At 69.4% G+C, this 24,055-nt stretch carries 19 protein-coding genes and 3 pseudogenes; 15 read left to right on the plus strand and 7 right to left on the minus strand.

Going from position 1 to position 24,055, the window contains the following annotated elements; translation table 11 throughout:
- Positions 1–400: 400 nt before the first annotated feature.
- Together ACH4J0_RS40435 and ACH4J0_RS40440 are read right to left on the minus strand one after the other, a co-directional pair.
- Positions 401–934 carry a GNAT family N-acetyltransferase gene (locus tag ACH4J0_RS40435; protein WP_396246197.1) on the minus strand — a complete coding sequence of 178 codons (534 nt, stop codon included), beginning with the start codon at positions 932–934 and terminating at the stop codon, positions 401–403.
- A 408-nt stretch (positions 935–1,342) separates the two neighbouring features.
- Positions 1,343–1,774, minus strand: a pseudogene (locus ACH4J0_RS40440) (GNAT family N-acetyltransferase); the annotation flags it as partial.
- Between the two features lie 411 nt (positions 1,775–2,185).
- Here ACH4J0_RS40440 and ACH4J0_RS40445 point away from each other — a divergent pair.
- Positions 2,186–3,085, plus strand: coding sequence for an aminoglycoside phosphotransferase family protein (locus ACH4J0_RS40445; protein WP_396246198.1), 900 nt, complete (start codon positions 2,186–2,188; stop codon positions 3,083–3,085).
- Positions 3,086–3,096: 11 nt separating this feature from the next.
- Here the strand turns inward: ACH4J0_RS40445 and istB are convergent, their stop codons facing one another.
- Positions 3,097–3,804, minus strand: coding sequence for an IS21-like element helper ATPase IstB (gene istB / locus ACH4J0_RS40450; RefSeq protein ID WP_396246199.1), 708 nt, complete (start codon positions 3,802–3,804; stop codon positions 3,097–3,099).
- Positions 3,805–3,855: 51 nt separating this feature from the next.
- The gene (istA, locus tag ACH4J0_RS40455; RefSeq protein ID WP_396246217.1) at positions 3,856–5,451 is read right to left on the minus strand and encodes an IS21 family transposase; all 1,596 of its coding nucleotides are present in this window, start codon (positions 5,449–5,451) and stop codon (positions 3,856–3,858) included.
- Positions 5,452–5,702: 251 nt separating this feature from the next.
- On the opposite strand from istA, the gene ACH4J0_RS40460 reads away from it, so the two are divergent.
- From ACH4J0_RS40460 to ACH4J0_RS40490, 7 genes and pseudogenes are all read left to right on the plus strand, one after another.
- Positions 5,703–6,383, plus strand: a complete 681-nt coding sequence (locus ACH4J0_RS40460; RefSeq protein ID WP_396246200.1) for a GNAT family N-acetyltransferase — start codon at positions 5,703–5,705, stop codon at positions 6,381–6,383.
- 797 nt (positions 6,384–7,180) lie between these two features.
- Positions 7,181–7,477 carry a helix-turn-helix transcriptional regulator gene (locus ACH4J0_RS40465; RefSeq protein WP_030286749.1) on the plus strand — a complete coding sequence of 99 codons (297 nt, stop codon included), beginning with the start codon at positions 7,181–7,183 and terminating at the stop codon, positions 7,475–7,477.
- Entirely contained in the window at positions 7,464–8,162 is a 699-nt protein-coding gene (locus tag ACH4J0_RS40470; RefSeq protein WP_396246202.1) for a helix-turn-helix domain containing protein, read from the plus strand. The genes ACH4J0_RS40465 and ACH4J0_RS40470 overlap by 14 nt, the downstream gene beginning before the upstream one ends.
- A gap of 97 nt (positions 8,163–8,259) precedes the next feature.
- Complete coding sequence (locus ACH4J0_RS40475; RefSeq protein WP_396246204.1) at positions 8,260–8,820, plus strand: hypothetical protein; 561 nt, start codon at positions 8,260–8,262, stop codon at positions 8,818–8,820.
- Between the two features lie 74 nt (positions 8,821–8,894).
- Positions 8,895–9,116, plus strand: a complete 222-nt coding sequence (locus ACH4J0_RS40480; protein WP_396246206.1) for a hypothetical protein — start codon at positions 8,895–8,897, stop codon at positions 9,114–9,116.
- Positions 9,117–9,140: 24 nt separating this feature from the next.
- Positions 9,141–9,539: pseudogene (locus tag ACH4J0_RS40485) on the plus strand (DEAD/DEAH box helicase family protein); the annotation flags it as partial.
- Positions 9,540–9,655: 116 nt separating this feature from the next.
- Positions 9,656–11,266: a Helicase associated domain protein gene (locus tag ACH4J0_RS40490; RefSeq protein ID WP_396246207.1), complete on the plus strand. Its 1,611-nt coding sequence runs from the start codon at positions 9,656–9,658 to the stop codon at positions 11,264–11,266.
- A 292-nt stretch (positions 11,267–11,558) separates the two neighbouring features.
- Here ACH4J0_RS40490 and ACH4J0_RS40495 read toward each other — a convergent pair whose 3' ends face one another.
- Positions 11,559–11,861 carry a hypothetical protein gene (locus ACH4J0_RS40495; protein ID WP_396246208.1) on the minus strand — a complete coding sequence of 101 codons (303 nt, stop codon included), beginning with the start codon at positions 11,859–11,861 and terminating at the stop codon, positions 11,559–11,561.
- A gap of 421 nt (positions 11,862–12,282) precedes the next feature.
- On the opposite strand from ACH4J0_RS40495, the gene ACH4J0_RS40500 reads away from it, so the two are divergent.
- The 4 genes from ACH4J0_RS40500 (at position 12,283) to ACH4J0_RS40515 (ending at position 16,667) form a co-directional block, all read left to right on the plus strand.
- A complete protein-coding gene (locus tag ACH4J0_RS40500) occupies positions 12,283–12,924 on the plus strand; it encodes a trimeric intracellular cation channel family protein (RefSeq protein WP_396246209.1) in 642 nt (213 codons plus the stop codon).
- Between the two features lie 47 nt (positions 12,925–12,971).
- Positions 12,972–14,249, plus strand: a complete 1,278-nt coding sequence (locus ACH4J0_RS40505; RefSeq protein ID WP_396246210.1) for an amidohydrolase — start codon at positions 12,972–12,974, stop codon at positions 14,247–14,249.
- A gap of 246 nt (positions 14,250–14,495) precedes the next feature.
- Positions 14,496–15,068: an NADPH-dependent FMN reductase gene (locus ACH4J0_RS40510; protein WP_396246211.1), complete on the plus strand. Its 573-nt coding sequence runs from the start codon at positions 14,496–14,498 to the stop codon at positions 15,066–15,068.
- Positions 15,069–15,278: 210 nt separating this feature from the next.
- A complete protein-coding gene (locus tag ACH4J0_RS40515) occupies positions 15,279–16,667 on the plus strand; it encodes a threonine/serine exporter family protein (protein ID WP_396246212.1) in 1,389 nt (462 codons plus the stop codon).
- Between the two features lie 265 nt (positions 16,668–16,932).
- On the opposite strand, the pseudogene ACH4J0_RS40520 reads toward ACH4J0_RS40515, so the two are convergent.
- Both ACH4J0_RS40520 and ACH4J0_RS40525 read right to left on the minus strand, forming a co-directional pair.
- A pseudogene (locus ACH4J0_RS40520) lies at positions 16,933–17,065 on the minus strand (HdeD family acid-resistance protein); the annotation flags it as partial.
- Between the two features lie 43 nt (positions 17,066–17,108).
- Complete coding sequence (locus tag ACH4J0_RS40525; protein WP_396246213.1) at positions 17,109–19,202, minus strand: SpoIIE family protein phosphatase; 2,094 nt, start codon at positions 19,200–19,202, stop codon at positions 17,109–17,111.
- Positions 19,203–20,389: 1,187 nt separating this feature from the next.
- Between ACH4J0_RS40525 and ACH4J0_RS40530 the strand changes: the two genes are divergently transcribed.
- The 3 genes from ACH4J0_RS40530 (at position 20,390) to ACH4J0_RS40540 (ending at position 23,945) form a co-directional block, all read left to right on the plus strand.
- Positions 20,390–21,049 carry a hypothetical protein gene (locus ACH4J0_RS40530; protein ID WP_396246214.1) on the plus strand — a complete coding sequence of 220 codons (660 nt, stop codon included), beginning with the start codon at positions 20,390–20,392 and terminating at the stop codon, positions 21,047–21,049.
- Between the two features lie 59 nt (positions 21,050–21,108).
- Positions 21,109–22,164: a LacI family DNA-binding transcriptional regulator gene (locus ACH4J0_RS40535; RefSeq protein ID WP_396246215.1), complete on the plus strand. Its 1,056-nt coding sequence runs from the start codon at positions 21,109–21,111 to the stop codon at positions 22,162–22,164.
- Positions 22,165–23,330: 1,166 nt separating this feature from the next.
- A complete protein-coding gene (locus ACH4J0_RS40540) occupies positions 23,331–23,945 on the plus strand; it encodes a hypothetical protein (RefSeq protein ID WP_396246216.1) in 615 nt (204 codons plus the stop codon).
- Positions 23,946–24,055: the final 110 nt, after the last annotated feature.

The following is a 24,055-nucleotide window of genomic DNA, read 5'->3' on the forward strand; positions in this document are numbered from 1 at the left end:
ACCCGCAGAGTCCTGCGCACCCACATCCTCGGCGGCGTCATCAACGAGTACCGATACACGGCTTGAGCTGCAACGATGACTTTTCGAGCCCCACAGGCTGGCCGTCCCGTGTCGGCGCGCGAGTCAACGTGCACCCCCGAGTACAGCTGATGTGCACAGCGTCGTGCGGATTGACGATGAGACGGGCGGAGACAGGTGCGACGCTTCAGCCGACCGCGATCCGATCACAGGGTTCGGCGAGACCCATGAGAACGGCCCGGCTGGGCACCGTGATGTTCCGTCCCCAGCGCCCTGGCCTGGAGTGTGTGCCGCATCCGCTTCTGCCTGCCGACGCGAATAGGGACACCTGTCGCCAGGCGGTACTGCACGGATCCGTCCGCAAGGTCAAACGTCGGGTGTGTCAGAGCCGTATCGTGGTGAACAAGGTGGTCCCGTGTACCGCGTCCACTTCCTTCCGATCGGTCTCGGTGAACCCGACCTTGGCCAGCACTCTGCGAGAAGCGGTGTTCCAGTCCCAGACGGTGGCCCACAGACGTTCGTACCCAGACGATCGCGCCCATTCCAGAACCGCCAACGAGGCCTCGGTCGCGTATCCCTGACGCCAAATTCGGCGTAGCAGCTCGAATGCCAGTTCCGGTTCCCCTACCGCTCCTCGCCCGCTGTCGACCAGCCCGCAATAGCCGATGACGTCACGAGACGCCTTCCGTTCGACCGCCAGCAACCCGGTCGACCACACCTTGTTGGTGCGGATCGAGTCCTCGAGCTCCGCGACCGTGGGGTGTCCGTCCGCGTCGATTCGGCGGTGCGGCGGCACCCGTGGATCACGTTCAGTCCACAGTTCACGCTGGACGACAGCCTCGTCTACCCGCCAAGGTCTGAGCAGCAGCCGACTCGTCTCGAGTAGAACCTCGCTGCCCGGCGCTCCAACAGTCATGACAGCAACCATCTCACGGGCGAACGAGCTGTCGTGCCGCGGGGCATGGCGCCGATCGCAGACGCTCGATATGCGGGACAACCGAGATCCATCCCTGAGCGTCGCCTTGCACCTGTGCACGTTCGGCTGTACCCGGTGGGACACGCTGACCTGTTGCGCCGACATCCCGCTTCGCGGACACGGCAGTGCCGTCATTTCTCCTCGACATCTCCGAGCTCGTTGATCACTAACTTCCTCCGGAAGCCGTCGACAAACGCTGTCCCCAGACATCAACGAAGCCATCTACCCGCGGATCAGGCCGCCGGCTCGGACGTGGGGGGACGGGCAGCCTGCTTGAGCTTCATCCGCGGGCACCGCCTTCCGGGAGGGCGGCGCCCGGCTCGGTCAGGGGCCCGGCGGGCGGCCGGCTCAACGGGCCGACTTGGTCAGGGACCACACGCCGAACCACTGCTCGGCGTCGAACTCCTCGAACCGCTCCACCTCGGTGAAACCCCAGCTTCACCGCCAGGCGCACCGAGCGGTCGTTGGCGGCTTGGGTACACAGCACCACCGGCTCCCCGGGCAGCGCCCCGGCGAACCAGCGCAGCGCCGCTTCGCACGCCTCGGCTGCGTACCCCCGCCCCACACTGTCGGCAGGAACATGTAGCTGAGCTCAGCGTCGCCGCCTTCCGGGCGGATGCGACCGGGCCGTTCCGAGTCGCGCCGGTCGAACGTCACGAGGCCGATCATCTTCCCGCTGTGGTCGACGACGAAGGTACCGGGACGCCGCCCCGGTACCTCGGGAAGCGCACGTTCGACGTCCTCACGCGGCCGCGGACCGCCGAGGTGGGTGCGCACCTGAGAGCGCCCCCGGCCGGACCACCCTAGAACCAGCCGCCGGCCCACCAGCGCACGAGGCCGTTCGGCCCTGCGGGCGCGGGCCGGTCACGCCGGCCCGGTCGAGGGCGCCGCCTTCACGTGGCCCTTGGAGCGGCCGCGCCTGCGCCGGAGCGGGACTGCTTGATGGGATTCGGGTGCAGGGACAGACTGAAAGCAGCCGTTTTGTCTGAAATTTGGGCGGGAAGATGGCCGCGGTCTTTTTCGCCCCACTCACTGCATCTTTCGCGCGCAGGAGGCCTCATGGCCACGAAGAAGATCACCAGCCCGTTTCCGCAGCAGTTCTGTGGACGACGGCGTAATTCCCCAGGGGCTGTGGTCACGTAATTCCCCAGGACCCCGGCCTGGCCATGGGGCTGGGGGTAGGGTGCCGCGGTGATCGAGATCCCGGAGAGGTTCACGCAGGGCACCATCGAGCGGGAGGGTGAGCACGGCCGGGCGTGGCTTGCGTCTCTGCCCGCCCTGGTTGATGAACTCCTTGATCGTTGGGACTGCAGGCCCACCAGACCGGTCGGACATGGACAGGTGGGGATCATCCTTCCGGTGCGGTCGGCTGGCGGGGCGTCCGCGGTCTTGAAGGTCTCGTTCCCGCATCCTGGCAACGCGCACGAACCGGACGCATTCGCGGTCTGGGGTGGACACGGCGCCGTGTTGCTGCACGAGCGTGACGACGCGCGGTTCGCCATGCTGCTGGAACAGGCCGGTGACCGGACCCTGGCCGATCTCGACAGCGTCGACGAGGCCGTCGCCGTCGCCGGACGGCTCGCTCGGAAGCTGGCCGTCCAGGCCCCGCCTGGTCTCCCACGACTTCGCGATCAGGCCGAGCGATGGGAGGAGGACCTTCGAAAGGACGCCGCGCGGCTGCCGCGGCCCCTGCCGCCGCGCGTCGTGCAGGCTGCGATCGCGACCGTCCGTGAACTTGGCCGCGACCAGCCGGACACGCTCGTCCACGGCGACCTGCACTTCGGGAACGTGTTGCGGGCCGAGCGGGAGCCGTGGCTGGCCATCGACCCCAAGGGATACGCCGGCGACCTGGCCTATGACGCGATCACACTTGTGCGGAGTCGTTTCGAGGATCTACTCGCCGCCGATGACCTGAAGGCCGCGCTGCTGCGTCGGTTGGCCATCTTCGCCGACGCCGCCGAGATGGACGGCGAACGGGCCCGACGCTGGGTGCAGGCCCGGGCCGTGATGGCCGCCCACTGGGGGCGCGAGTACGGAGATCCGGCATGGCTCATCCAGGTCACCGACCGCATCGCTGAGCTGCTGACCTGAACAGCGCCTTCCTAGCCGTTCGAAGGCCTGCCGGTGGGGTTCTTCGGCCGCTTGTTGGGTCGGTAGCTGGGGCCGTTCATGATGACCTGGTGGCTGGCGTTGATCAGCCGATCGAGGAGGGACTCGGCGACGACGGGGTTGGGGAAGAGCGGATACCAGTCGCTGGGTGCCCGGTTGCTGGTGATGATCAGGGATTGGCCCTGCCGCTCGGAGACGAGTTCGTAGAGGTCGTCGGCCTGGGGCGCGGTGAGCTGGCGCATGGCGAAGTCGTCGAGGATGAGCAGGTCGGGGCGGACGATCTCCCGCATGCGCCGGTCCCAGGTGCGGTCCGCGTGGCCGCCGGCGAGTTCGGCCAGGATCCGGCTGGTCTTGGCGAAGCGGACGTTGGCCCCCTGGCGGATGGCGAGGTGTCCCAGGGCCTGGGCGACGTGTGTCTTTCCGACCCCGACCGGGCCGAACAGAATTACGGACTCGCCGGCGTGGAGCCAGCGCAGGGCGGCCAGGTCGCGGATCTGGGCCGCGGGCAGCTTCGGGGAGGCGTTGAAGTCGAAGCCCTCCAAGGTGGCCTGCTGCTCGAACTTCGCCTTGCGCAGGCGGCGTTCGAAGGCGACGGCCTCTCGGCGGGCGATCTCGTCCTGGCAGAGGACCTGGAGGAAGTCGAGGTGACCGAGTTCACCGCCGTGGGCCTGGGCGAGGCGGGCGTCGAGAGTCTCCAGCATCCCCGACAGCCGCAGAGTCTTGAGCGTCGCGCAGGGCGGCGTCCAGCACGCTCATCGTGCGGCCCCCAGAGCGTCGCCATGCTCCTGGTCATCGTGACGCTCGCCCGGCGTCTGCATGGGGATGGCGGCGGCGAACAGGCCCTCGGGCCCGTGCAGGAAGGCCGCCGCTCCGGCGTCCCCGGTCTCGGGTTCGGCCTCGGTCTCGGTGCCGGCGACCAGGATGCCCTTGATCGTTCGGTAGGACGGATCGCCGACCGAGATCGCCTTCGCGCAGGCGGCCTCCAGGCGCCGGTCGCCGTACTTCTTCCGCAGGCCGAGCACCCCTTGGGCGGCGCGGAGCCGGTAGAGCGCGTTGACCTCCAGCAGCTGGTCGATCACCTCCCGGCAGGCGTCGCCGACCTCGGACGCCTGGCCGCGGCACCAGATCGGCGTCTTCATCTGGAAGGCGATCTTCTCCGGCGGATAGTCGTTCCTGTCGGTGCGCTTGCCCTGCTCAAGGGCCGCGTGGGTCTTGACCAGCTCGCCCTCGTGGAAGACCTGGACCATGGTGGCGGTGGAGCGGACATCGACCCGGCGGCCGATCAGCTTCCAGGGCACCGAGTAGAGGGTGCGGCCGACCTTGATGTGGATGTCCGGGCCGACCGTCGCGCTCGACCACTTCGCCAGCACGAACGGCGTCTGCGGCAACGGGAGGAGGGCTTCGGCCTCCGCCGCCTCGAACACCGCCAGCGGAGCCGCCCCCTGAAGCGGCCGACAGTGGCGGCGACCGGCGGTCTCCCTCACCCAGATGAGGGCCTCGGCCTGCATGTGGTCGAGGGAGGTGAACTGGCGCCCGCTCCAGAACGAGTCCCGGACATAGGGCATAGGCCGCTCCACCCTGGGCTTGTCCTTCGGATGCGAGGCCCTGGCAGGGTCCACCAACGTCCCGTAGTGGGAGGCGAGTTCGGCGTACGACTTGTTGATCTGCGGGTCGTAGAGATCGGGCTTGTCGACCCCGGTCTTCAGGTTGTCCGGCACCAGGCGGCGCGGGACACCGCCGAAGAAGCGGAACGCGTCCACGTGGGCCAGGGTCCACGCATGCTGGTCCATGTGGGTCACGGGACGGACGAACATGTGCCGCGAGCAGGGCAGCACCATCACGAACGCCCAGATCCGGTGCCGTTTGCCGGTCCTCGGGTTGATCCACTGCCCCAGGAAGCCGTAGTCGATCTGGGCCTCCGAGCCGGGCTCGACGTCGTCCCGCAGCACCGTGACCTTCGACCTGGCCGCCTCGTCCGGCAAGTTCGCGTGCACCCACCGCCGAAACGATGTGAGCGACGCCTTCAACTTCTGCTCGTCACGCAGGCGTTGATGGATCGTGGTGACCGTGGTGGTCTCCAGCAACTGCTTGATGTAATCGCGGTGTTCCTCGATCTCCGGCCAGGTCAGCTGGTTCAGCCGCCGGCTGGCCAGGTCCGGGAACCAGCTCTTGATTAGCTTGGACCAGTCCGCCTCGCTCATGGGCGGGCCGCCCGGGGCCATCCCGGCCGCCTCCGCCGGCGCCAGGTACTTCCTGATCGTCTCGCGGTCCACCCCCAGCGAAGTGGCCACCTGGCTCTTCGACCGGCCCGCGTACCAGTGGACGTAGATCTCGACGATGTCGACCACGGTGAATGTTCTCCTTGCCATCCGATATGTCCGTTGACCTCTCGGCCCGCAGGTCGAGGAAAACCTGCGGCTCCGAGACGGCCAGGACCCTCACCCCGGCACCGGCATGCCCATGGGGAACCCGGAGGAATCCGAGGGATATCTACTCGGTGCTCAAACCACCCAAAACAGGGAAAGCCAGCCCGAATCACCGGCCTGTCAGAGTCCGGAAATCAGATGACCGGAGATGCCGTCATCTTCAACAATGGCGCATGTTGATTGATCACTGGCCGCTGCTGGGCCTGCGTCTGAACACTCCCCGACTGGAGCTTCGGCTGCCCAGCGACAACGAGCTGGCTGACTTGGCCGCCCTGGCGGCAGAGGGCATCCACGACCCGGACCGCATGCCCTTTCTCGTGCCGTGGACCGACCTTCCTCCAGCGGAACGGGCGCGGTCGGTGGTGCAGCACCACTGGTTGCGCCGAGGGAACTGGTCGCCGGACAACTGGGCCCTGAACATGGCCGTCTTCGAGAACGGCAGTGTTGTCGGCCTGCAGACCATCGCCGCCCGCGACTTCGCCGTACTTCGGGAGGCCAACACCGCCTCCTGGCTCGGCGCGCGGTTTCAGCGTCAAGGGATCGGCACCGAGATGCGCGCCGCCGTCCTGAAACTGGCCTTCGCCGGCCTGAACGCGCTGGAGGCGACGTCGGGCGCCTTCGAGGACAACGCCTCCTCGTTCAACGTGTCCCAGAAGCACGGCTATGAACTCGACGGCATCGACCGACACGTGGTCCGTGGCCGACCTGCGACCAATAGGCGCCTGAGGCTGACACGTTCCCGCTGGGAGACGCACGAGCACATACCCGTCTCGATCAGCGGCCTGTCGCCCTGCCTGCCGATGTTCGGACTCCCGACCGAAAGCGACACGGACCACCAACGGTCGGCTTCATAGCTGGCCCTTGGGTGCGGATCACTGCGGCAAACCGCCGCGGTGATCCGCACCCAAGGGACCCCATGCCATTGCTCGCGCCCACCGTCCCCATGGGGAATCGTGACCACGGGGGTGGGGAATTACGCCGACACGAAACCGCAGATCGTGGGGAATTGCATGAACGCTGACACCTGCGGGTGTCCGGACGAGCGGCCTGCTTGAGCTTCATCTCAGCTCATACCGGTTCCCCACCGTCGCCCGCCGTGACGGACCGGACACCGGCCCCGGCGGAAGAGCCGGGGCCGCTGGGCTACCTGCCCCGCGTCGGGTGGGCGCAGCCGTCAGGCGTGAGCACGGCCGTCCCCGGTCCCGCTGTGGTGCACCCTGGCGGCTTCGAGACGGTTGCCGCGATGGCTGTTCTGGCGTAGCCGGCCCTGAGCGCCGGTGTCGCACGGAAGGGCGGTGAGTCATTGAGGCGGCTGCGACCGCCGCCGGGTGGCATGTTCGCGGCCGAAAGTCTGCAGGTCGAAGCCCTGTTCAGCGGTTGATCGGTGGGTCTAGCATTCCCGGCACGGCGGCCCCACCACAGCACCACGGGGCCGCCGGCCAGAGCAGCCGCGCCGCGGCTCGGCGCTGCTTGCCTCCCGCCGGCCGGGCCCGCGTGGAACGCACCCCCTCGTTCCCGGGCCCGGCCGTCTGTGTCTTCCCATGTCTCCTGGACGGTTTCGCCGTCGACCGCTGTACGACCACATCACCCAAGAATTATTCTGTCCATGATCGATGGGATATATCCATTAAAAATGGATAGAATGCGTCGCATGGTGCTGAGTACGTTGGAGACGCTGCGGCTGACGGTGGCCGCGATCAGGCAGCGCACGGGGGAGAGCCAGCGCGAGCTGGCCGCCGCTGTCGGGCTGACACAGGACAAGGTGTCCCGTCGCCAGTCCGGGGCGCAGCCGTGGTCGCTGGATGAGGTGGATGCCTTGGCCCGGCATTGGGGGATGGGGTCGCTGGATTTGCTTGCCGGGCCGACCCGTGCCGCCGAGTGTCTGGTCTGGCTTCCCGGTAGCGCCGCCCTACAGCAGGAGCCGGGGGTGACGGGTGAGTCCCGCTGACCCGGACCGGCCGAACGAGGCCGCACGCCTGACGCAGGAGCTGATCGACCAGGGCTTCACCCGGCGTCAGGTCGCCAGGATTCTGGGCCGTGATGCCTCGCTCGTCAGCCAGTTCTTCACCAAGGGCAAGGGTGCGGCGTTCGTCGGCGCGTTGCGTCAGGTCGTGCGGGCGGTGCGCGGGGGCGAGCGCGACATGGAGGCGTTGTCGGGGATCGCGGCCGAGCATGTGGAGCGCCGCCGCACGAGGACGGGGCAGAAGGCGCGGGTGCGGGGCAAGGACGTCGTCGGCGCGCCCGGTGAGTCGATGGCCGGCCGCGCCGGGAAGCAGGCGATCCGTTCCGGCGCTTCCCACCTCGCGCCCGTGGTCCACGCGACGGGTCAGGCCGGCGGGCGCCTGGCGTTCACGGTTCGGATGCGCGCCGACCAGTTCACGATGTCGGCCGGCTCGATGGAGGACTCGCCGGGCCTGCGGCGTGGGTTCGTTCCGCGTGCGGACGGTACGGAGGAGCGCACCTACGGCAGTTCCTCCACGGGCGGGTTCGACGCCGTCGAGTGGTCCCAGCGGGTCGCCGAGCACCACGGCGACGTCACCGAGGCGATGCGGGCCTGGCTGGTGGAGACCGGCCGCGCCGTCGAAGACGCCGACATCCAGTACCTCGAAGTCCGCGGCTGGATCCCCGAGTAACACCCCGGGCCCCGGCACCCCTGTGGCTGAGCGCTTCAGTTGGCCGGTGAGCGGTTGAACTGGCCAGTTGAGCAAAGACCCGCAGAAAGGATGGCGTGTGAAGACGCTGGTGGAACAGAACGTCGTGGAGGAACTTCAGACCGGGGGAGACGAGGCGGTCCGCCTGTATGTCGCGGCCTGCGCCGAGCGGATGGCTCCGCTGTTCATCGGTCTGCGGACGGGGGAGGCGGGCCGGGAGGCCGACGTGGAGCTCTACACGGAGTCCGTGGCCGGCCTCTGGCGGACCGACCGACCGCTGTCCGACGCCGCCGAGCGGGCACGCCTGCTGGACCGGTTCCCCGAGCTGCAGCCCACCGAGGACGGCATCACCGACGTCGTCGGCACCTACACGTTCTTCGCCTGCCTGGTCCTGCGCTACGCCCTGCTGGCCAACGGCACCGGAAGCGCCGACCATGCGGTGTCATGCGGCCACGCGGCGCTCACCGCGATCGGCATGCTGGACCAGAACACCGCGGGTGCCGCGTTCACGGCTGAGGAACGGCGACTTCAGAGCGTCTCGGCGTCCGGCAACGTTGCGGGGGTGTGGGACACGAGCGTAAGAGCCGGGCGGGAGTGCCTTCGCGCGGTGGTGAGCCGCATCGTGACACAAGCCCGCTGAAACGTCCGCTCAACTGGCCAACTGAAGTGCTGAGTCACCCCCCCAGACTTGGCAGACGAAGGAGACCCACCGCAGTGGACACCACGACCACCGCCACACCCGAGACCGCCGTGCAGGCCGGGCCGCTGCCCATCCCCGCGCAGCCCTCCGCCGGCACGGGCCCGGTGAACCCGCTGCCGCTGCACTGGTTCCAGAAGGACGCGGTGGCGGCCGCCGTGCGCCAGGTGAAGAACGGCGGCCGGGCGACGGTCGTCGCCGCGACCGGTTCCGGCAAGACTCTGATCGCGGCCGGCTGAGCGCGGCGCCTGGCCGCGCGTGGCGTGGTCCTGGTCCTGGTGCCGACGATCGAGCTGCTGGAGCAGACCGCGGAGGCCTGGTCGCTGCGCGGCGGGCGCCGGGGCCTGGCGGTGGCGGCCTGCTCGCGGGAGGAGGCGCTGGAGAGCGCGGAGGCCGGCGGCCGGGTGCGGGCGCAGGTGTCGACGCAGGCCGCGCGAATCGCCGACCTGGTCGCCTCCGCCAGGCCCGGCGAGCCGGTCACCGTGTACGCGACCTACGCGTCGCTGGAGCGGATCGTCCAGGCCCACCAGCAGTTCGGCCTGCCGGCCTGGGACCTGGTGGTCGTGGATGAGGCGCACCGCACCGCCGGTTCCGACGGGAAGGCCTGGGCCGCCGTCCACGCCGACGACCAGGTCCCCGCGCTGCGGCGGCTGTACTTCACCGCCACGCCGAGGATCGCGGACGACGCAGGGCCAAGGACGGCCTGGCCGACCTCACCACCGGCGCGGACGCGGACGGCGAGGGCGACGGTGGCCAGGCGCTGCCCACCCTGTGCTCGATGGACGACGAGAGCATCTACGGCCCCACCGTCTACACCTGGACCCTGGGCCAGGGGATCGAGTACGGCTACCTCGCCGACTACCGCGTCCTGGTCCCCGTCGTCACCGACGAAGACCTGCGCGACCTGCTCAACCTCCCCGCCGTCGCCGACCTGCGCACCCAACGCACCAACGAAGACCTGCTGCGCCTGGCCCTGCAGATCGCCGTGCTGCGCGCGGTCGCCGACCTGGAGCTGCGAAGGGTGATCACGTTCCACTCGCGGGTTTCGGGGGCGCGGGAGTTCGCCGCCGACCTGCCGGCGGCGGCCGCGCTGCTCAAGGACGCGGACCGGCCGGAGCGGATCTGGGCGAAGGCGGTGGCCGGCACCGACCGGCTGCGGGATCGCCGCCAGGCGTTCGCTGAGTTCAAGGCCCACACCGGCGACGACGGCGAAGAGTGCGGGATCTTATGCAACAGCCGGCTGTTGACGGAGGGGATCGACGTCGCCGCGGTCGACGCGGTCTGCTTCGCCGACCCCAAGAGCTCAGTGATCGACATCGTCCAGGCCGTCGGGCGGGCGCTGCGCCAGTCCTACCGGCAGGGCAAGGTCTCCTGGGTGATCATTCCCGTGTACCTGCCGACGCCGCTGGTCGGGGACGAGACGGCCGACGCCGACCCGGCCGAGATCCGCGACGCCGGGGCCGCGGTCAAGGCCGAGGCCGACACGGAGATCGAGGCCTCCAGCTTCCGCACGATCTGGCGCGTCCTGCGGGCCCTGGCCGCCCATGACGCCCGGGTCGTGGGCCGTATCACCGAGCTGCGCGCCCACCGTGCCCCGTCCGCCCCGCTCACCACCGAGGCCTCGGCCGCCGACGGCGCGGCCCCCGAGACCGGAACGGCGGGCGAGCAGCCGCCGGCCCCGGTGGAGTCGCCGATCGACTGGCTGCGGATCGACGCCCGGCGGCACGCCGCGCGGATCCTCCAGACGGTGAAGCTGCGCGCGTTCAACCCGCGGGCGACCGAGTGGCAGCGCATGCACGCCGTCGCAGCCAGGTTCCACCTCGAGCACGGCCACCTCGACCCCACCGACCGCGAGAAGCACGGCGAGCTGATCTCCTGGCTCGACCGGCAGCGCTACCTGAACGGCCAAGGCCTCCTCGATGCCGCGCGCGTCTCGGAGCTGGACGCGCTCGGCATGATCTGGTCCAAGCACGCCAACGCCTGGGAACGCGGCTACGCCTACGCCCGCGCGTGGGCCGCCCACCACGGCCACCTCGCGATCCCGGCGACGGAGAAGCTCGACGGCTACGCGGTCGGCGCCTGGATGCGCCGCCAGCGCAAGGCCGAGAACCTCGGCGCCGACCAGGCAGCGAAGCTGGACGCCCTGGACGAGCTGTGGCGGCTGGAGCCGGACTGGAACAGGTCGTACCGCCGCCTGCTCGCCTACCTCGCTGCCGGCGGCACCCTCGACGGCCCGGCCAACCGCACCGGCCTCGGCGACGACCCGGCGTTCCGCCCCGGGGCCTGGCTGCGCAAGCAGGACAAGGCCCGCACCGACGGCAAGCTGACCGACCAGCAGACCGCACTCCTGGACGCGCTCACCCGGCACGCCGAGACCGTCACCGGCTGACCCCGTCCCGCACCGATCCCGCCGTCCCGGCCCGCCCAGGCCGGGACGGCCCACCTTCCGGAGGAGACGAGTGACCACCCCTACCACCCAGTCGCCCGGCGTCTCGTGGCACGCCCAGTGGGAGTGCGGCGCCTGCGGCGACGCTGTTCGAGGACGGCACCCTGGTCGACGCCGAGTGCGCTGGGGTCGAGGACCAGCACCGGCGGAGAGCTAGGCAGACTAGGAGCGGCCGGGGACTGCGTACCCGGAGCGCCGGGTGGGAGTTGGCCGGGCAGGCGGGTGGTGTCGGTGGTCATGGCCGGCCTTTCGTGTCGTCGGAGGTGAGGGCGGGGCGACGGGGCGCGGGCTGCATGCCGTCGGCCATGTCGTGCAGGTGGTGGACGGCGTCGTCCCAGCCTTGGCCGTACCAGTACGGGCCGGTCAGCGCGGTGGGGTGGTGCGGGACGGCGGCCAGCTGGTTCGCGGCCTGCCGCCAGGACGAGGCAAGGGCCGCCCTCATCCGGTCGAACTCCTCCACCAGGGCGGCCAGGTCGACGCCGGGCAGCGGGTCCGGCTCCTCGGCCAGGGCACGGGCCAGCCGGCCGACGGCACTCACCACTTCAGCCGGCCCCAGACGTTCACCACCACCGATGTCACCCTGGACGTGCTCCACCGAGCCGACCGCCCCCGCGACGCGAGCCAACCCGCGGCCCCGGTCGCTCCGGTCGCTGCCGTGGCCGCGATCCCCGGCCACATACCGATCCCCCCAGCTGCGGGGACTACGAAGTGGCGGCTCCGCTGCCCGGACCGGCGCGGCCTGCTGACCGGATACGTGCCCGCTGGGGCGACATGCTCCGCGTGGTTGGGTCACCCACGGCGAGATCCGCGGCTACGAGTCGCAGTCCGGCTGGCCCGTGGCTGGACAAGCCGCCTCGCATGCCATGCCCGGCGGGCACGTATCGCCTTTGGCTGCTTCGATAGCGGAAGTGTGAAGGGAGACGCTGGTGTCTGTGGCCCGGTCGTTGTCGCCTGAGAGCGTGACCGAGCTGACCCGGGCGCTGGACCTGAGCGGGGTGTTCGCCAACGGCACGCTCGGCGGGGTGCTGGCCCGGGCCAGTCGTCTGGATCTGTTCGGCTTCCTGGTCATCGGCATCGTCTCCGGCCTGGGCGGTGGAATCCTCCGCGACACCCTGCTGCAGCACGGCACGCCCGTGGCCTTGACCGACTACACCTATCTCACGGTCGCCACTGCCGGCATCCTGCTGGCTTTCGTAGCCGATCTGAGTCGCCACACATCCGGTTGGGCCTTCAACCTCCTGGATGCCTCGGCGCTGGGCGTCTGGGCGGTCGCCGGGGCGCAGAAGACGCTTGCTGTCGGCCTGGGCTGGCTGCCGGCCGTGCTGCTGGGCACCATCACAGCGGTCGGCGGCGGGGCGATCCGGGACCTGCTGCTCGCGCGGACCCCTTCCGTCTTCGGCGGCACGCCGTTGTACGCGACCGTCGCGATCGTGGTGAGCGCGGTGATGGTGGTCTGCAGCCGGTTCGGCGCACCTACCGTAGGTGTCCTGGCCGGAATCACGGTCGGGATCTCGCTGCGGCTGGCCGCGTTCCACTGGGGCTGGAAGCTGCCGGGAAGCCGCGACTGGCGGCCGGGGTCGCCGAAGGACCGGGATCCCTGACCTGAACGGGCGCTGCGTCATCCACCGAGAGGGAGGAGTACACAGTCATGACGCCCAAGACCACTGCGGATGCTGTCCTGGCCGGGCTCGGTGACATCCGCTCCGAGCTCGAAGAGGTCTACAAGGACCTGCACGCCCACCCCGAGCTGGGACACGAGGAGCACCGTACCGCGACCCGGGTGGCGGAATGCCTGAGAAACTGCGGCTACCAGGTGCACGAGGGGATCGGCGGCACCGGTGTGGTCGGTGTGCTGGCCAACGGAGAGGGTCCGACCGTTTTGCTGCGGGCCGACATGGACGCTCTGCCGGTCCTTGAGGAGACCGGGCTGACCTACGCCAGCACGGCCGAAGCCACGGACGCTTCCGGCCGCCGGGTGCCCGTGGCGCATGCCTGCGGTCACGACATGCACGTCACCTGCCTGTTGGGGGCTGCGCGGCTCATGGCCGCCGCGCCGGGGGCGTGGCAGGGCACGCTGGTGGCTTTGTTCCAGCCTGCCGAGGAGCCGGGGGACGGTGCTGACCGGATGCTCGCCGACGGGCTGACCGACCGTGTTCCTCGCCCGGACGTCGCCTTCGCCCAGCATGTGCTTCCCTATCCGGCCGGGCAGGTCGGCACGCGCGCCGGGTCCTTTCTCTCCGCGGCGGACAATGTGAAGATCACTGTCCAGGGCCGGGGCGCTCACGGCTCGGCACCGCAGGCCGCCATCGACCCCGTGGTGATTGCCTCGATGATCGTCGTCCGGCTCCAGACCATTGTCTCGCGCGAGCTGGCCGCCACCCAGCCGGCCGTGGTCACGGTGGGCTCCGTCCAGGCGGGCTCGAGCGGCAACGTGATTCCGGAGTCGGCCGAACTGCTGGTGAACGTGCGCACGTACGACGACGAGACCCGGCGGGCCGTCCTGGCCGCCGTGCGGCGCATCGTCCATGCCGAGTGTGACGCCTCCGGGGCGACTCGCGCGCCGCAGATCGAGGAGGGCATCCGCTTTCCGCCGACTGTCAACGACGAGGTGGTGACCCGCGAGGTCTCCGACGCTTTCGCCGCGATGTTCGGGGAGCGCGCGGTCACTGTCGAGCTGCAGAGCGCCAGCGAGGACTTCAGCCGGATCCCGGACGCCTTCGGCACCCCGTACACCTACTGGGCCCTGGGCGGCGTCGATCCGGACGCCTACGAGGCCGCCCTGCAACGCGGCACCGTGGCCCAGGACATCCCGGTCAACCACAGCCCCCGCTTCGCACCGGTCCTGCAGCCCACACTGGACACCGGCGTCCAGGCCCTCGTCACAGCCGCACTCACCCACCTCGGGGAACCGACTCGCACGAGCTGATGAGCTTCCGGCTGGTTCACCTCTGAGGCCGCGGCACAGCATCAATCGACCGCCTCGGCGGCGCCGCGCAGCTTGCGCGGCTGCGGTTCTCGACGCCCACAGCACCACCGCTTCACACCTCCGTCGAGGAATGCGGGCGGGCCGAGGTGGATCCACGCAGTCACCTGGACGGATCTGCCAGCACGCGCCCCACTCCCGGCCGTGGTTTCGTTCCTTGCATAACTCCCTGATTGAATCGAGGAACCGATGACTAGGTACAGGGTCGGCTACTTCGTGGGAAGTCTGGCGACCCACTCGATCAATCGGACGCTCTCGAAGGCTCTGATCCGGCTGGCCCCATCTGATTTGGAATTTTTCGAGATTCCGATCAAGGATCTGCCCCTCTACAGTTACGACTACGACAGCGACTATCCTGCCGAGGGCAAGGCGCTCAAGGATTCCATCGCCTCCGCCGACGCCCTCCTATTTGTGACCCCTGAGTACAACCGATCAATTCCGGGCGCCCTCAAAAACGCCATTGACTGGGCCAGTCGCCCCTGGGGGAGCAACTCATTCGCGCATAAACCCTCTGCTGTGATCGGAGCGTCCCCCGGCGCCCTCGGAACTGCCCTCGCCCAGCAGAGTCTGCGCGGTGTTCTAAGCTTCTGCGACTCGCCGCAAATGAATGCACCGGAGGCCTATGTCAGATTCAAACCCGATGTTTTCACCAGCAATGGAGAAGTCGTCGACGAGCATACGGAACGTTTCCTCCGAGACTTCATGGAGGAATTCAGGGACCACATTGTCCGGGTTCTCACGGTGCTCCCTCGAAAACCTTGAAAGGCAACCTCTCGCGGGCTTCTCCCTGCTTTATGCGTTGGCTGCAGCACGGGGACTGCGAAAAAAAGCGAGACGCTCGCGGCCCACTCTGCCGCCTTAAGTCAGTAAATGGCTGATCTTTGTTCCGGTGCGGGGCAAGAACGAGGCCAGGGGCGGACGGCCGCCATCCTCCGATCACACGGAGGCAGCGAAATTTTTCCACTTCCGCCGATGGGCAGTGCAATTCTTTCCACCGAACTATCGATAAAAGCCGTAAGGGACGACGAGGCCTTTCGCGCCCTGCACCCTGGTGTTCCGGCGCCGGCAAAGGAGGCGGACATGGGGCATACGGCCGCCGGCCTGGACGATCTGACCGCCTTCCTGGCCCGCCTCACCGCCTTGCTGCTGCGTTCTTCCGGTGAGGGCGCCTACTCCATCGAGCGAGCTGTGGGCGCCAGCGCTCAGGCCTTCGGAGGCCAGGCGTCCGTAGTCCTCGTGCCCGAAGCGGCCGTGCTCTCGATCACCGCGGCCGACGGCCGGGTGCGCACCGTCTGCGTGCACGGCTTCCCGGAGGTGTTCCGGCTCGATCAAGCCGCGGCACTCAAGCCCTTCCTGGCCGACGTAAAGACGGGCCAGCTCGGGGTAGCCGAGGCCAACCGCAGGCTGGCACGCATCGAAGCCGCACCGCCGCCGTACCCCTGGTGGCTCAAGTTCCTCGGCGTTCTGCTGTTCTCCCTAGGATTCGCCCCGCTCGTCCAGCCCACCTGGTACGAGATCACCACCACAGCCGTCCTGGGCGCGATCGCCGCGGCATTCGTGGTCGCCGCCGCTCATGCACCGCGACTGTCTAAAGTCCTCCCTCTGGTGGTCTCGGCCGTCGTCTCCGTCGTCACCATCGAAGCGTTCGCTGGCGATCCGGCGCGCGGCGGCCCGGTCCTGCTGATGCTCCCGGCACTGTTCTACTTCGTTCCCGGTGACTTCCTGAGCGCATCGGCCACCGAGCTGGGCGTCGGCCTTATCACCACCGGCGCGATCCGGCTGGTCTACTCCATATTCCTGCTCGTCCAGCTCTACCTCGGTGTCCTGATGGGCATATTCGTCACCGGCACCCCCCTCAACGCCCTCTTCGACACCGCCGCCAAGGCCGACCTGCCCAAATGGGCACTGATCCCGGGCGGGATTGCCTTCACCGCCGGCACGATCCTGGCCTTCGCAATTCCCCACCGCTTCTTCGGGACTCTCCTCGTGCTTGTCTACGCCACCGTCGGGGTGCAGTCACTGTTCACCAAGCTGATCCGGGAGACTGGGGGCACATTCGTCGCTGCCGTGGCGCTGGCCGCCGCAGCCAATTTGCTGGACCGCAACCCCGCCCGCCCTCCTCGATTGATCCTCATCCTGCCTGGCTTCTTCACCCTCACCGTCGGCTCGCTGGGCCTGCGCGGCCTGACCACCCTGGCCGGGGGCTACGTCATCGAAGGCTTCCACGACCTGCAGAAACTCATCACGATCGTCACCGCCATCGCCATCGGACTGGTCGTCGGTATGGCACTCACGCATGCCCGCAACACAACGTGGACCACCTCTCGCCATGCCCCCTCGAGGCCTCAGCGGCCGCCCTGACCATGTCTCTGCCGGACCGCCCACGGCAGCTCATGTCTAGACCGTGGGCCAGTGGCGCCTGCGTCCCGGCCAGCCGTGCGACTGGTCCACCGGTCGTCGTCGGCGCCCGCTGGAGCTCGAAAACCAACGGTGCCGGCCCAGGGCGCCGGATCCACCATCAACTCGATCGTGCCGGAGGCACCTGTCAGCTGGACACTGGCAGAGTGGCCCTCCTGATCCATGCGAAGGCGGCTGTCCGCAGCGATGCCTCCAGGACTTCGAATGCCATGGCTAGGGCGGAGGCCGCCGCGGCCCTCTCCGTGGTACCGCGCAGCAGCCAGCTGAAAGCCGATCCACAGGGGGAGCAGCAGGATCGACTCCAGGATGCCGCGGAAGCAGATCAGCCCCAGCAGGATGGAGGCTGGTGGCTGGCCGACGACGATCCGGGCGCGCTCGGTAACGCTATGACCGCTGTTGGGGATGGGGCGAGGTTGCAGGCGGCAGAGCCTGCTCGGCCCAGACGATCTTGCCGTCGAGGGAGTAACGGACACCCCAGTTCTGCGCGAGTCGGGCGATGATGAACAGGCCGCGCCCGCCTTCGTCGATGGTTTTCGCGTGGCGCAGCCGGGGCGCGAGGGCATTGCTGTCGTGGACTTCGCAAGTGAGTGTGCGGTCCTTGATGAGCCGCAACTGCACGGGCGGTGTGCCGTAACGGATGGCGTTGGTGACCAGTTCGCTGACGATCATTTCGGTGGTGTAGGCGGTTTCCTCGTCCACCCCCCAGTGGGTGAGTTGGTGTTGGGCGTGGGTGCGCGCCGTGGCGACGGCTTTGGGGTGGGGGTCGAGGTGCCATGCGGCGACCTGGTCCGCGGGCAATGTGTGGGTGCGGACGAGGAGCAGGATGACGTCGCCTTGGCGAGTGTCGTCCCGCAGCCTGTAGAGCACGTCGTCGCACAGATCCTGCAATGGCCGGTCAGTGTGGGCCAGCACCCGTTGGAGGGTCTCCGGGGACTGGGAGGAGTGCTGGAGGGACGGCGTGTAGAAGGCGAGGACGCTGCCGTCGGGCAGAGAGACCGTGGTGGCAGCGAAGGGGGGCCCTTCGGTCCTGCCCAGGGGAGGTCCGCTCGGTAGGTGAGGGATCTGGGTGCTCCCATCGGGGTGGGCGATGACGGGTGGGGGGTGGCCGGCCAGGGCGATAGTGCAGGTCCCAGCGAGCGGGTCGTAGACCGCGTACGCGCAGCTTCCCGTGAGCGGCATGGGGTCGCCGGGCGGCAGAGCGGCGCGTTCCTGGGCCAGGCTGATGGCGGTGTCGTTGAGGCGGGCGAGGAGCTCGTCGGGCTCCAGGTCGAGCGCGGCCAAGGAGTGTGCGGCGGTTCCTATCTGTCCCATGGTGGTGGCCGCATGGATGCCCCCTCGGCCGGCTACTTCGCCGACCACCAGTGCGGTGCGGGCGCCGGACAGGGCGAATGTGTCGAACCCGCCGCCTCCGCCCGTTTCAGAGGGCACCAATATGTGCGCGGTTTCAACGGTCGTCTGCGTCGCAACCTCGGGAAGCAGCAGATGGCTCTGGATCGTCAGGGCGATGGTGTGTTCGCGGGTGTAACGGCGGGCGTTGTCGATGCACAGCGCGGCGTGAGCGCCCACTGCGCCGGCGAGGGAGACATCGCCCTGGTCGTAGACATCGCCCTGGTCGGTGCGGTAGAGGCTCATCAGTCCCAGCACCTTTCCCCGCAGGGTCAGGGGAGTGGTAACAAGACTGTGGGCGCCTGAGGCGCGGATCGCTTCGGCGCGCTGCGGGACGGCCGCCAGCCAAGGTGTTTCGGGACCCACGGCGACGAGGCGCGGCTTGAGGTCGGTCAGCGTCTGGGCGTAGGGCGTCGGGAACGGCAGAGCGCGCACGTCACCCATCGGATGTGCCTGGACCTGGTTCTCGCCGCCACTGCGGGCGAAGGCGGCACGGCGCAGCGGCACCTCCCGTCCGAGGGGACTCGGCGGAGGTTCCTCGCCACGCACCACTGCCTCCACCACGTCCACCACGGCGATGTCGGCGAGGTCCGGCACCACCGCCTGCACCAAATCCTCGCAAGTGGCCACAACGTCGAGGGTCTGTCCCACGCGATCGCGCACCGACCCGAGAAGGCGCAGACGGGCGCGTACCTTTTCGCATTCGGTGACACCAAGTATCTCCGTCAGCACTCCCAGGATCCTGCCCCGCGCGTCCTCAAGACGAAATGCCGAGACGGAGAACCGGTACTCCGGCCCCGGCGCGCCCTTCGGACGCACCCCCAATCGCCGCCCCCGAGCGGGCGCGCCGCTCTCCAGCACGCCGTGCAGCATCGCCTCGACCTCACCGGGCGCGGAAAGGTCACATACGTCGGTGAAGTGCCGGCCTATGATCTCTTCACGGGTGCCCGATTTCAGGACCGTCGTGTCGACGTTGATCCATAGGATCCGCAGTTCCGTGTCCAGGAGCATCAGGCCGGTCGGGGATTGGTGGAATAGAGCTTCCAGTACTGCCCAACCCTCGACGGGCGAAATGGCTTCGTTGTGCGCCACGGCAACCCACCTCCACTATCCAGCCTGCGCCTGGCTCCTGCGCGCCGCTCCCGCGCATCGCGCGACGTCCCCGGGCAGGCCCCAGATCTTCGCCGCGATCGACGTCACGGCTCTCGTCGCGGTGATCGGCTCCCACGTCGATGCCACCTCACGTCGCGACTTCCGGATCGCCCGGTGCGCAGCCGCCGTACTGAGCCTGGCGACATCGGCGATCGGTCTGCACCTCAGCCGCGGCGGCTCGGACCAGACGGCGCCCGCCGCATCCCAGAAGCCGGAGGCGGTGCGCAGGCTCTGGCGGACGCGTCCCGACCCGGCAGTCCCGTCAGGCCCTTCCACCATCCCAGACAGTGTCTGACCACTACGTGTGACTGGTGCGGTTGGTGTCTGAGCCAGGACCCTCCGGGGCCGAGAGGTCGGCTGATCCAGCGCCGCGACCGCGGTGTCGCGCCCCCGTGAGCCTGTCAGCTCGCCCCACCCGGCTGACGTCGCCGCTGTGGCTGCGGTGCGGATGTGCTGACCGAGAAAGAGGGGCGGTGTCCCACGTGATGATGCAACGATCAATCGGCCGTCGCGTTGGTGCAGATCATGTCGGAGAGGACCAGGTCACAACGGCCTCTCCATCAAAGATCCACACCTCGTGAGGCTCATGGCACGTTCGCTACCGGCCATCAGGGAACTGCAGGGCAAGATTCCGGGCCCCGGCGATCTCCTTGCTTCCCTCGAATGCGGCGGAAACCGTGATCCGATCGTCCGTCAGTGGTTGCCGCTCAGCGCACGATGGAGCGTCCACCAACAGGGATCACGAGCTGGCTGGAGCGCACCCGCACCGCCGCCGCTGCGCTGCGCGGAACCGAGCAGGAACGGCCCACTCGGCCGGTCGTACGGCGCAGCGTTCTGACAGGCCGCCAGCGAGGCGCGCGTGCTCATGCCGTGCTCCCGGGCCGGGGATGGTCAGGGGGCCGAGATCACGGGTGAGGCCTGCCGGAGCCCTCTCCGTTCTTCCGCCGGCACTGGTTCGCCATGCCACGGCGACCTCCTGCCGCCGTCGGGGTGGCTAGGCCGAGAGCGAGATTCGATTTCGATCCCCCTGCTGGCGCTGCCGTCCCGGGGTAACCCAAACCTTTGGCTTTCCCATTGACCCAAACGTTTGGGACCGGCATCCTGATCCCTCGCGAAAAGGGGTGTCGATGACTCAAGAAGCCTTGCCCGAGCTGGAATTGCGTCCTCTGCCGTTACGGCAGACCTACCGGCGGCTGGTCGTCGCAGGTCCGGTGGCCGGCCTGATCCTGCTGCTGGCCACAGGCCGGGTGGTCATGCGGGCCGCCCGGGACGGCGTCGGCGTCCTGCCGAGCGTGCTCATCGTCGTGCTGGTGGCCGGGTCGGCCGTGGCGTGGCTCGGCCTGTCCAGCCGGCAGCGGTCTCGCCGCCAGCGGGTCCGTTACGCCGACGGCCGACTGACCGTCATCGATCGCCGGGGCCGGGCCGCCTCGGTCCAGCCGACCGCCGCCACCGCCCACCCGGTGCTCGGGTCCAAGGGAGGGGCGGTGCTCCTCGTGGTGTCCGGGACGGCGCAGGAGACCCCGGTGCTGCTGCGCGCCGAGCACTGGGACTGGCAGACCCTGGACGACAAGGTGTTCCGGCCGGCCGGGTTCACCATCGCCGTGGCGCCCGAGCGCGACAGCAGGCCACGCGCCCTGCGCACGGCCTACCCGGGTCTGCGGCTGCCGTTCTCCGTCGCCCGGCCGGTCCTGTTCGGGATCCTGGCCGCCCTCGCCGTCATCACCGTGATCGCGATTGTCGTCACCCTGGTGTCCCTGCCGTACCTGACGGCGGGCAACGGCTCGTGAACTCCTGACCGTCCCCGAGAATGGGGGAAGGACATCCGGGCGGGGAAGGGGGAGTCGGCATGGCGAGTGATGGCCGTCCGGCGACGTTGCAGGGCATCGCCGAACAGTTGGGGCTGCACGTGTCGACGGTCTCGCGGGTCCTCAACGGCCCGGCCGGCGAGCGCGGCCGCGCCGCCTCCGGAGCGACCGCCGACCGCATCCGCACGCTCGCCCGGGAGCTCGGGTACCGGCCCAACCCGCACGCCACCAGCCTGCGCACCCGCCGCAGCAACCTGGTCGGCGTGCTGTTCCCGCGCCTGTCGGAGATCGTCGTCGCGACCATCTACGAGGGCGTGGAGGAGGAGGCGGCCCGGCACGGCCTGTCCACCTTCGTCACCAACACCCACGACGACCCCGGGACGCAGCGCGAGCGCCTCACCATGGTGCTCGGCCGCCGGGTGGACGGCGTGATCATCGGCGACGCCCACCTGGACGGTGCCGCGCTGCGCGACCCGGCCCTGCGCGCGGTCCCCTTCGTCCTGGTCAACCGGCGAGCCGCGGACGCCCGGGACGCCACCGACGCGACAGCCGTGACCTGTGACGACCACTTGGGCGGGCGGCTGGTGGCCGAGCACCTGCTGGCCCTCGGCCACCGGGACGTCGCGGTCATCGCCGGAGAGGCCTTCGCGAGCACCGGCGCCGACCGCACCGCCGGCTTCGTCGAGCGCTATCGGGAGGCCGGGCTTCCCCTGCCCACGCATCGCGTCCGGCAGTGCCGCTTCGACACGCGCGGCGGACGCGCGGCCGCCACCGACCTGCTGCGCGGTACCGACCGGCCCACCGCGCTCTTCGCGGTCAACGACTTCGCCGCCATCGGCGCGATGGGGGCGGCCCGGGACCTGGGCCTGCGGGTCGGCCAGGACCTCGCCCTCGCGGGCTTCAACGACACCCCGCTCGCCGCCGAGCTGCCGATCCCGCTGACCAGTGTCCGCTCCCCGATGGCCGAACAGGGCAGGCGGGCGGTCCGGCAGTTGCTGAGGCTGATCGCCGGTCAGCCAGCCGCCTCCGAGCGACTTCGGCCCGTCCTCGTTCCGCGCGCCTCCACCGGGCAGCCCATCGGACCGGCCCTGGGATGACCTGCCGGGACGGAGAGCCGGTTCGTTGACGCGGCGGGCGGTGCAACCCGTTTGATGGAGCCCTGCACAGGCGCGTTCCGGGCCGCTCCTGGGGTAGGCAGGACGTCGTGGGAGAAGCCGGGATCGCCGCCCTGTACGGGCGCGGGACGCGCCCTGACGGCCCCGGCCCAGCAAGGGGAGCGCACCCCGGCCACCCGGATCCTGTCGCCTGGACGGGGGCGTTTCTGAGATGCCAGAAGGCCGCCACCACTTACGGGTAGCGGCCTCGAGCGCCTTTTCGGGGCCTCGGCAGCCTACGGCCGCCCCCGGCGATCGCGGGGAGCGGACCCGGAATCGGCCGCTCTCGGGCGGCCGGCGCCGAGGTGAACGCCACCGTCTGGGCGTGCGCGCCCCACTACCGCGAGGACGTCCTCGAGTACGGATGACCCTGACCGTCTCCTTCCCCGGTCACCGATGACCTCCCCGCATCGTACGGCCGGCGCGATGCGGTGGGCGTGTCGTGGCCCGCATGACCGTTCCCGGCGGGGGCACGCTGTCGTCCATGACGACACCTCGACCCCGTCGCAGCCGGCGCCTCTCCCGTGCCAGGGCCCTGGGAGTGCCACTGGGCACGCTGGACACGCAGCGCCCACCTGCAGTCCCCGCACCTCCCCGCCTGCCCGCACCGGCGGCGCAGCGGCCCGCACCGACGACGCCGGCCGCGCAGCGGCCCGCCCCGCAGGCGCCCGTGCCCGGCATCCCCGCCCCCGCCCGTGTGCGGGAGGAGCCGTGCTGCCGGGTGCGCACCGAACGGTTCGTCAGCCTCGGCGGCACGGTCTTCGTGATCCACCGCCGCGGGCCGCATGGCTGCGGCTCTGCAATCTTGCGGCGCAGGGCCGGCCCGCTCAACCGATCTTGGTCCTGCTCGCGTCTCAACTTCGTCTCACGCTCTGACAAGGGCTTTGGGACGCCTTGAAACGCACTCTGGGATGACCGACAGTTCATCAACAGGGCGCTGGTCCCTACTCACTCCCAGACTTAGTGGTCGGCTCCGGAAGTCCTTCGGGGGTTGACACCGGAGAGCACGGGCACCGCCCTCCAACGTCCCGCCTGGGAGAAGTGCCGGAGACCTGTGGATCGGCCCTGGGCTGGACGCTGAGGGTGGCCGTGGCGGTACCGTCGACCGCATGACTGAACTGAGCGACTGGACGTACGTGGTGACCGACATTGAGGTCGATGGTCCCTGGGCGGGCCCGAACTCGATGCGGTCCTTCGCGTCTGTTGCCGCGACCATGGACGGGCGGACGTTCGGTGAATTCGAGGCCGTCCTCGAACCGCTCCCTGGCTCGGCGCCGAACCCGCGCACGAAGGAATGGTTCGATTCCGAGCCGGGCACGTGGGAGGCCGCGACGGCGAACCCGGAACCCGTCATCGACGTGATGCGCAGGTACGTGGAGTGGATCCAGTCGCTGCCCGGCCAGCGGGCATTCGCCGCAGCGCCGTTGTCATTCGACGGGACATGGATCGACTACTATCTGCGTCGGTTCACCCCGTACGGCCTTCACCAGGGCCCTTATGAGCGCGATCGCCTCTTCCACGGGCCGGCACTGTGTCTGCGCTCGTACACGGCAGCGTTGACTGGCCGACCGGCCGCAGACCTTCCGGCGCCGAAGCTGCCCCCGCACTGGCTCGGCGATGTGAAGCACACTCACAAAGCGATCGATGACGCGCGTGGCTTCGTCAACCTGCTGCACTTCCTCACTCGCAACGCAGGGACACCTGTGATCACGTTCGACGCATAGGCCAGGCGTGCTGCAGTTACTGAGGATTTCATGCTGTTGTCGGGTAGTGACAGGTAGTGATCCCTGCGGTATGCCGTTGACATGCGGTATGCGCAGGGTGGGGGCCTGAC

The organism is Kitasatospora sp. NPDC017646 (genome assembly GCF_044329365.1).
GTDB lineage: Bacteria > Actinomycetota > Actinomycetes > Streptomycetales > Streptomycetaceae > Kitasatospora.

Bases quoted from the DNA above. Each gene is read 5' to 3' on its own strand.
- ACH4J0_RS40540 (WP_396246216.1), top strand. From the start codon at position 23,331: ATGACTGAACTGAGCGACTGGACGTACGTGGTGACCGACATTGAGGTC.
- ACH4J0_RS40505 (WP_396246210.1), top strand. From the start codon at position 12,972: ATGACGCCCAAGACCACTGCGGATGCTGTCCTGGCCGGGCTCGGTGAC.
- ACH4J0_RS40530 (WP_396246214.1), top strand. From the start codon at position 20,390: ATGACTCAAGAAGCCTTGCCCGAGCTGGAATTGCGTCCTCTGCCGTTA.
- ACH4J0_RS40515 (WP_396246212.1), top strand. From the start codon at position 15,279: ATGGGCAGTGCAATTCTTTCCACCGAACTATCGATAAAAGCCGTAAGG.
- ACH4J0_RS40510 (WP_396246211.1), top strand. From the start codon at position 14,496: ATGACTAGGTACAGGGTCGGCTACTTCGTGGGAAGTCTGGCGACCCAC.
- ACH4J0_RS40535 (WP_396246215.1), top strand. From the start codon at position 21,109: ATGGCGAGTGATGGCCGTCCGGCGACGTTGCAGGGCATCGCCGAACAG.
- ACH4J0_RS40460 (WP_396246200.1), top strand. From the start codon at position 5,703: ATGTTGATTGATCACTGGCCGCTGCTGGGCCTGCGTCTGAACACTCCC.
- ACH4J0_RS40465 (WP_030286749.1), top strand. From the start codon at position 7,181: ATGGTGCTGAGTACGTTGGAGACGCTGCGGCTGACGGTGGCCGCGATC.
- ACH4J0_RS40490 (WP_396246207.1), top strand. From the start codon at position 9,656: ATGGACGACGAGAGCATCTACGGCCCCACCGTCTACACCTGGACCCTG.
- ACH4J0_RS40435 (WP_396246197.1), bottom strand. From the start codon at position 934: ATGACTGTTGGAGCGCCGGGCAGCGAGGTTCTACTCGAGACGAGTCGG.
- istB (WP_396246199.1), bottom strand. From the start codon at position 3,804: ATGCTGGAGACTCTCGACGCCCGCCTCGCCCAGGCCCACGGCGGTGAA.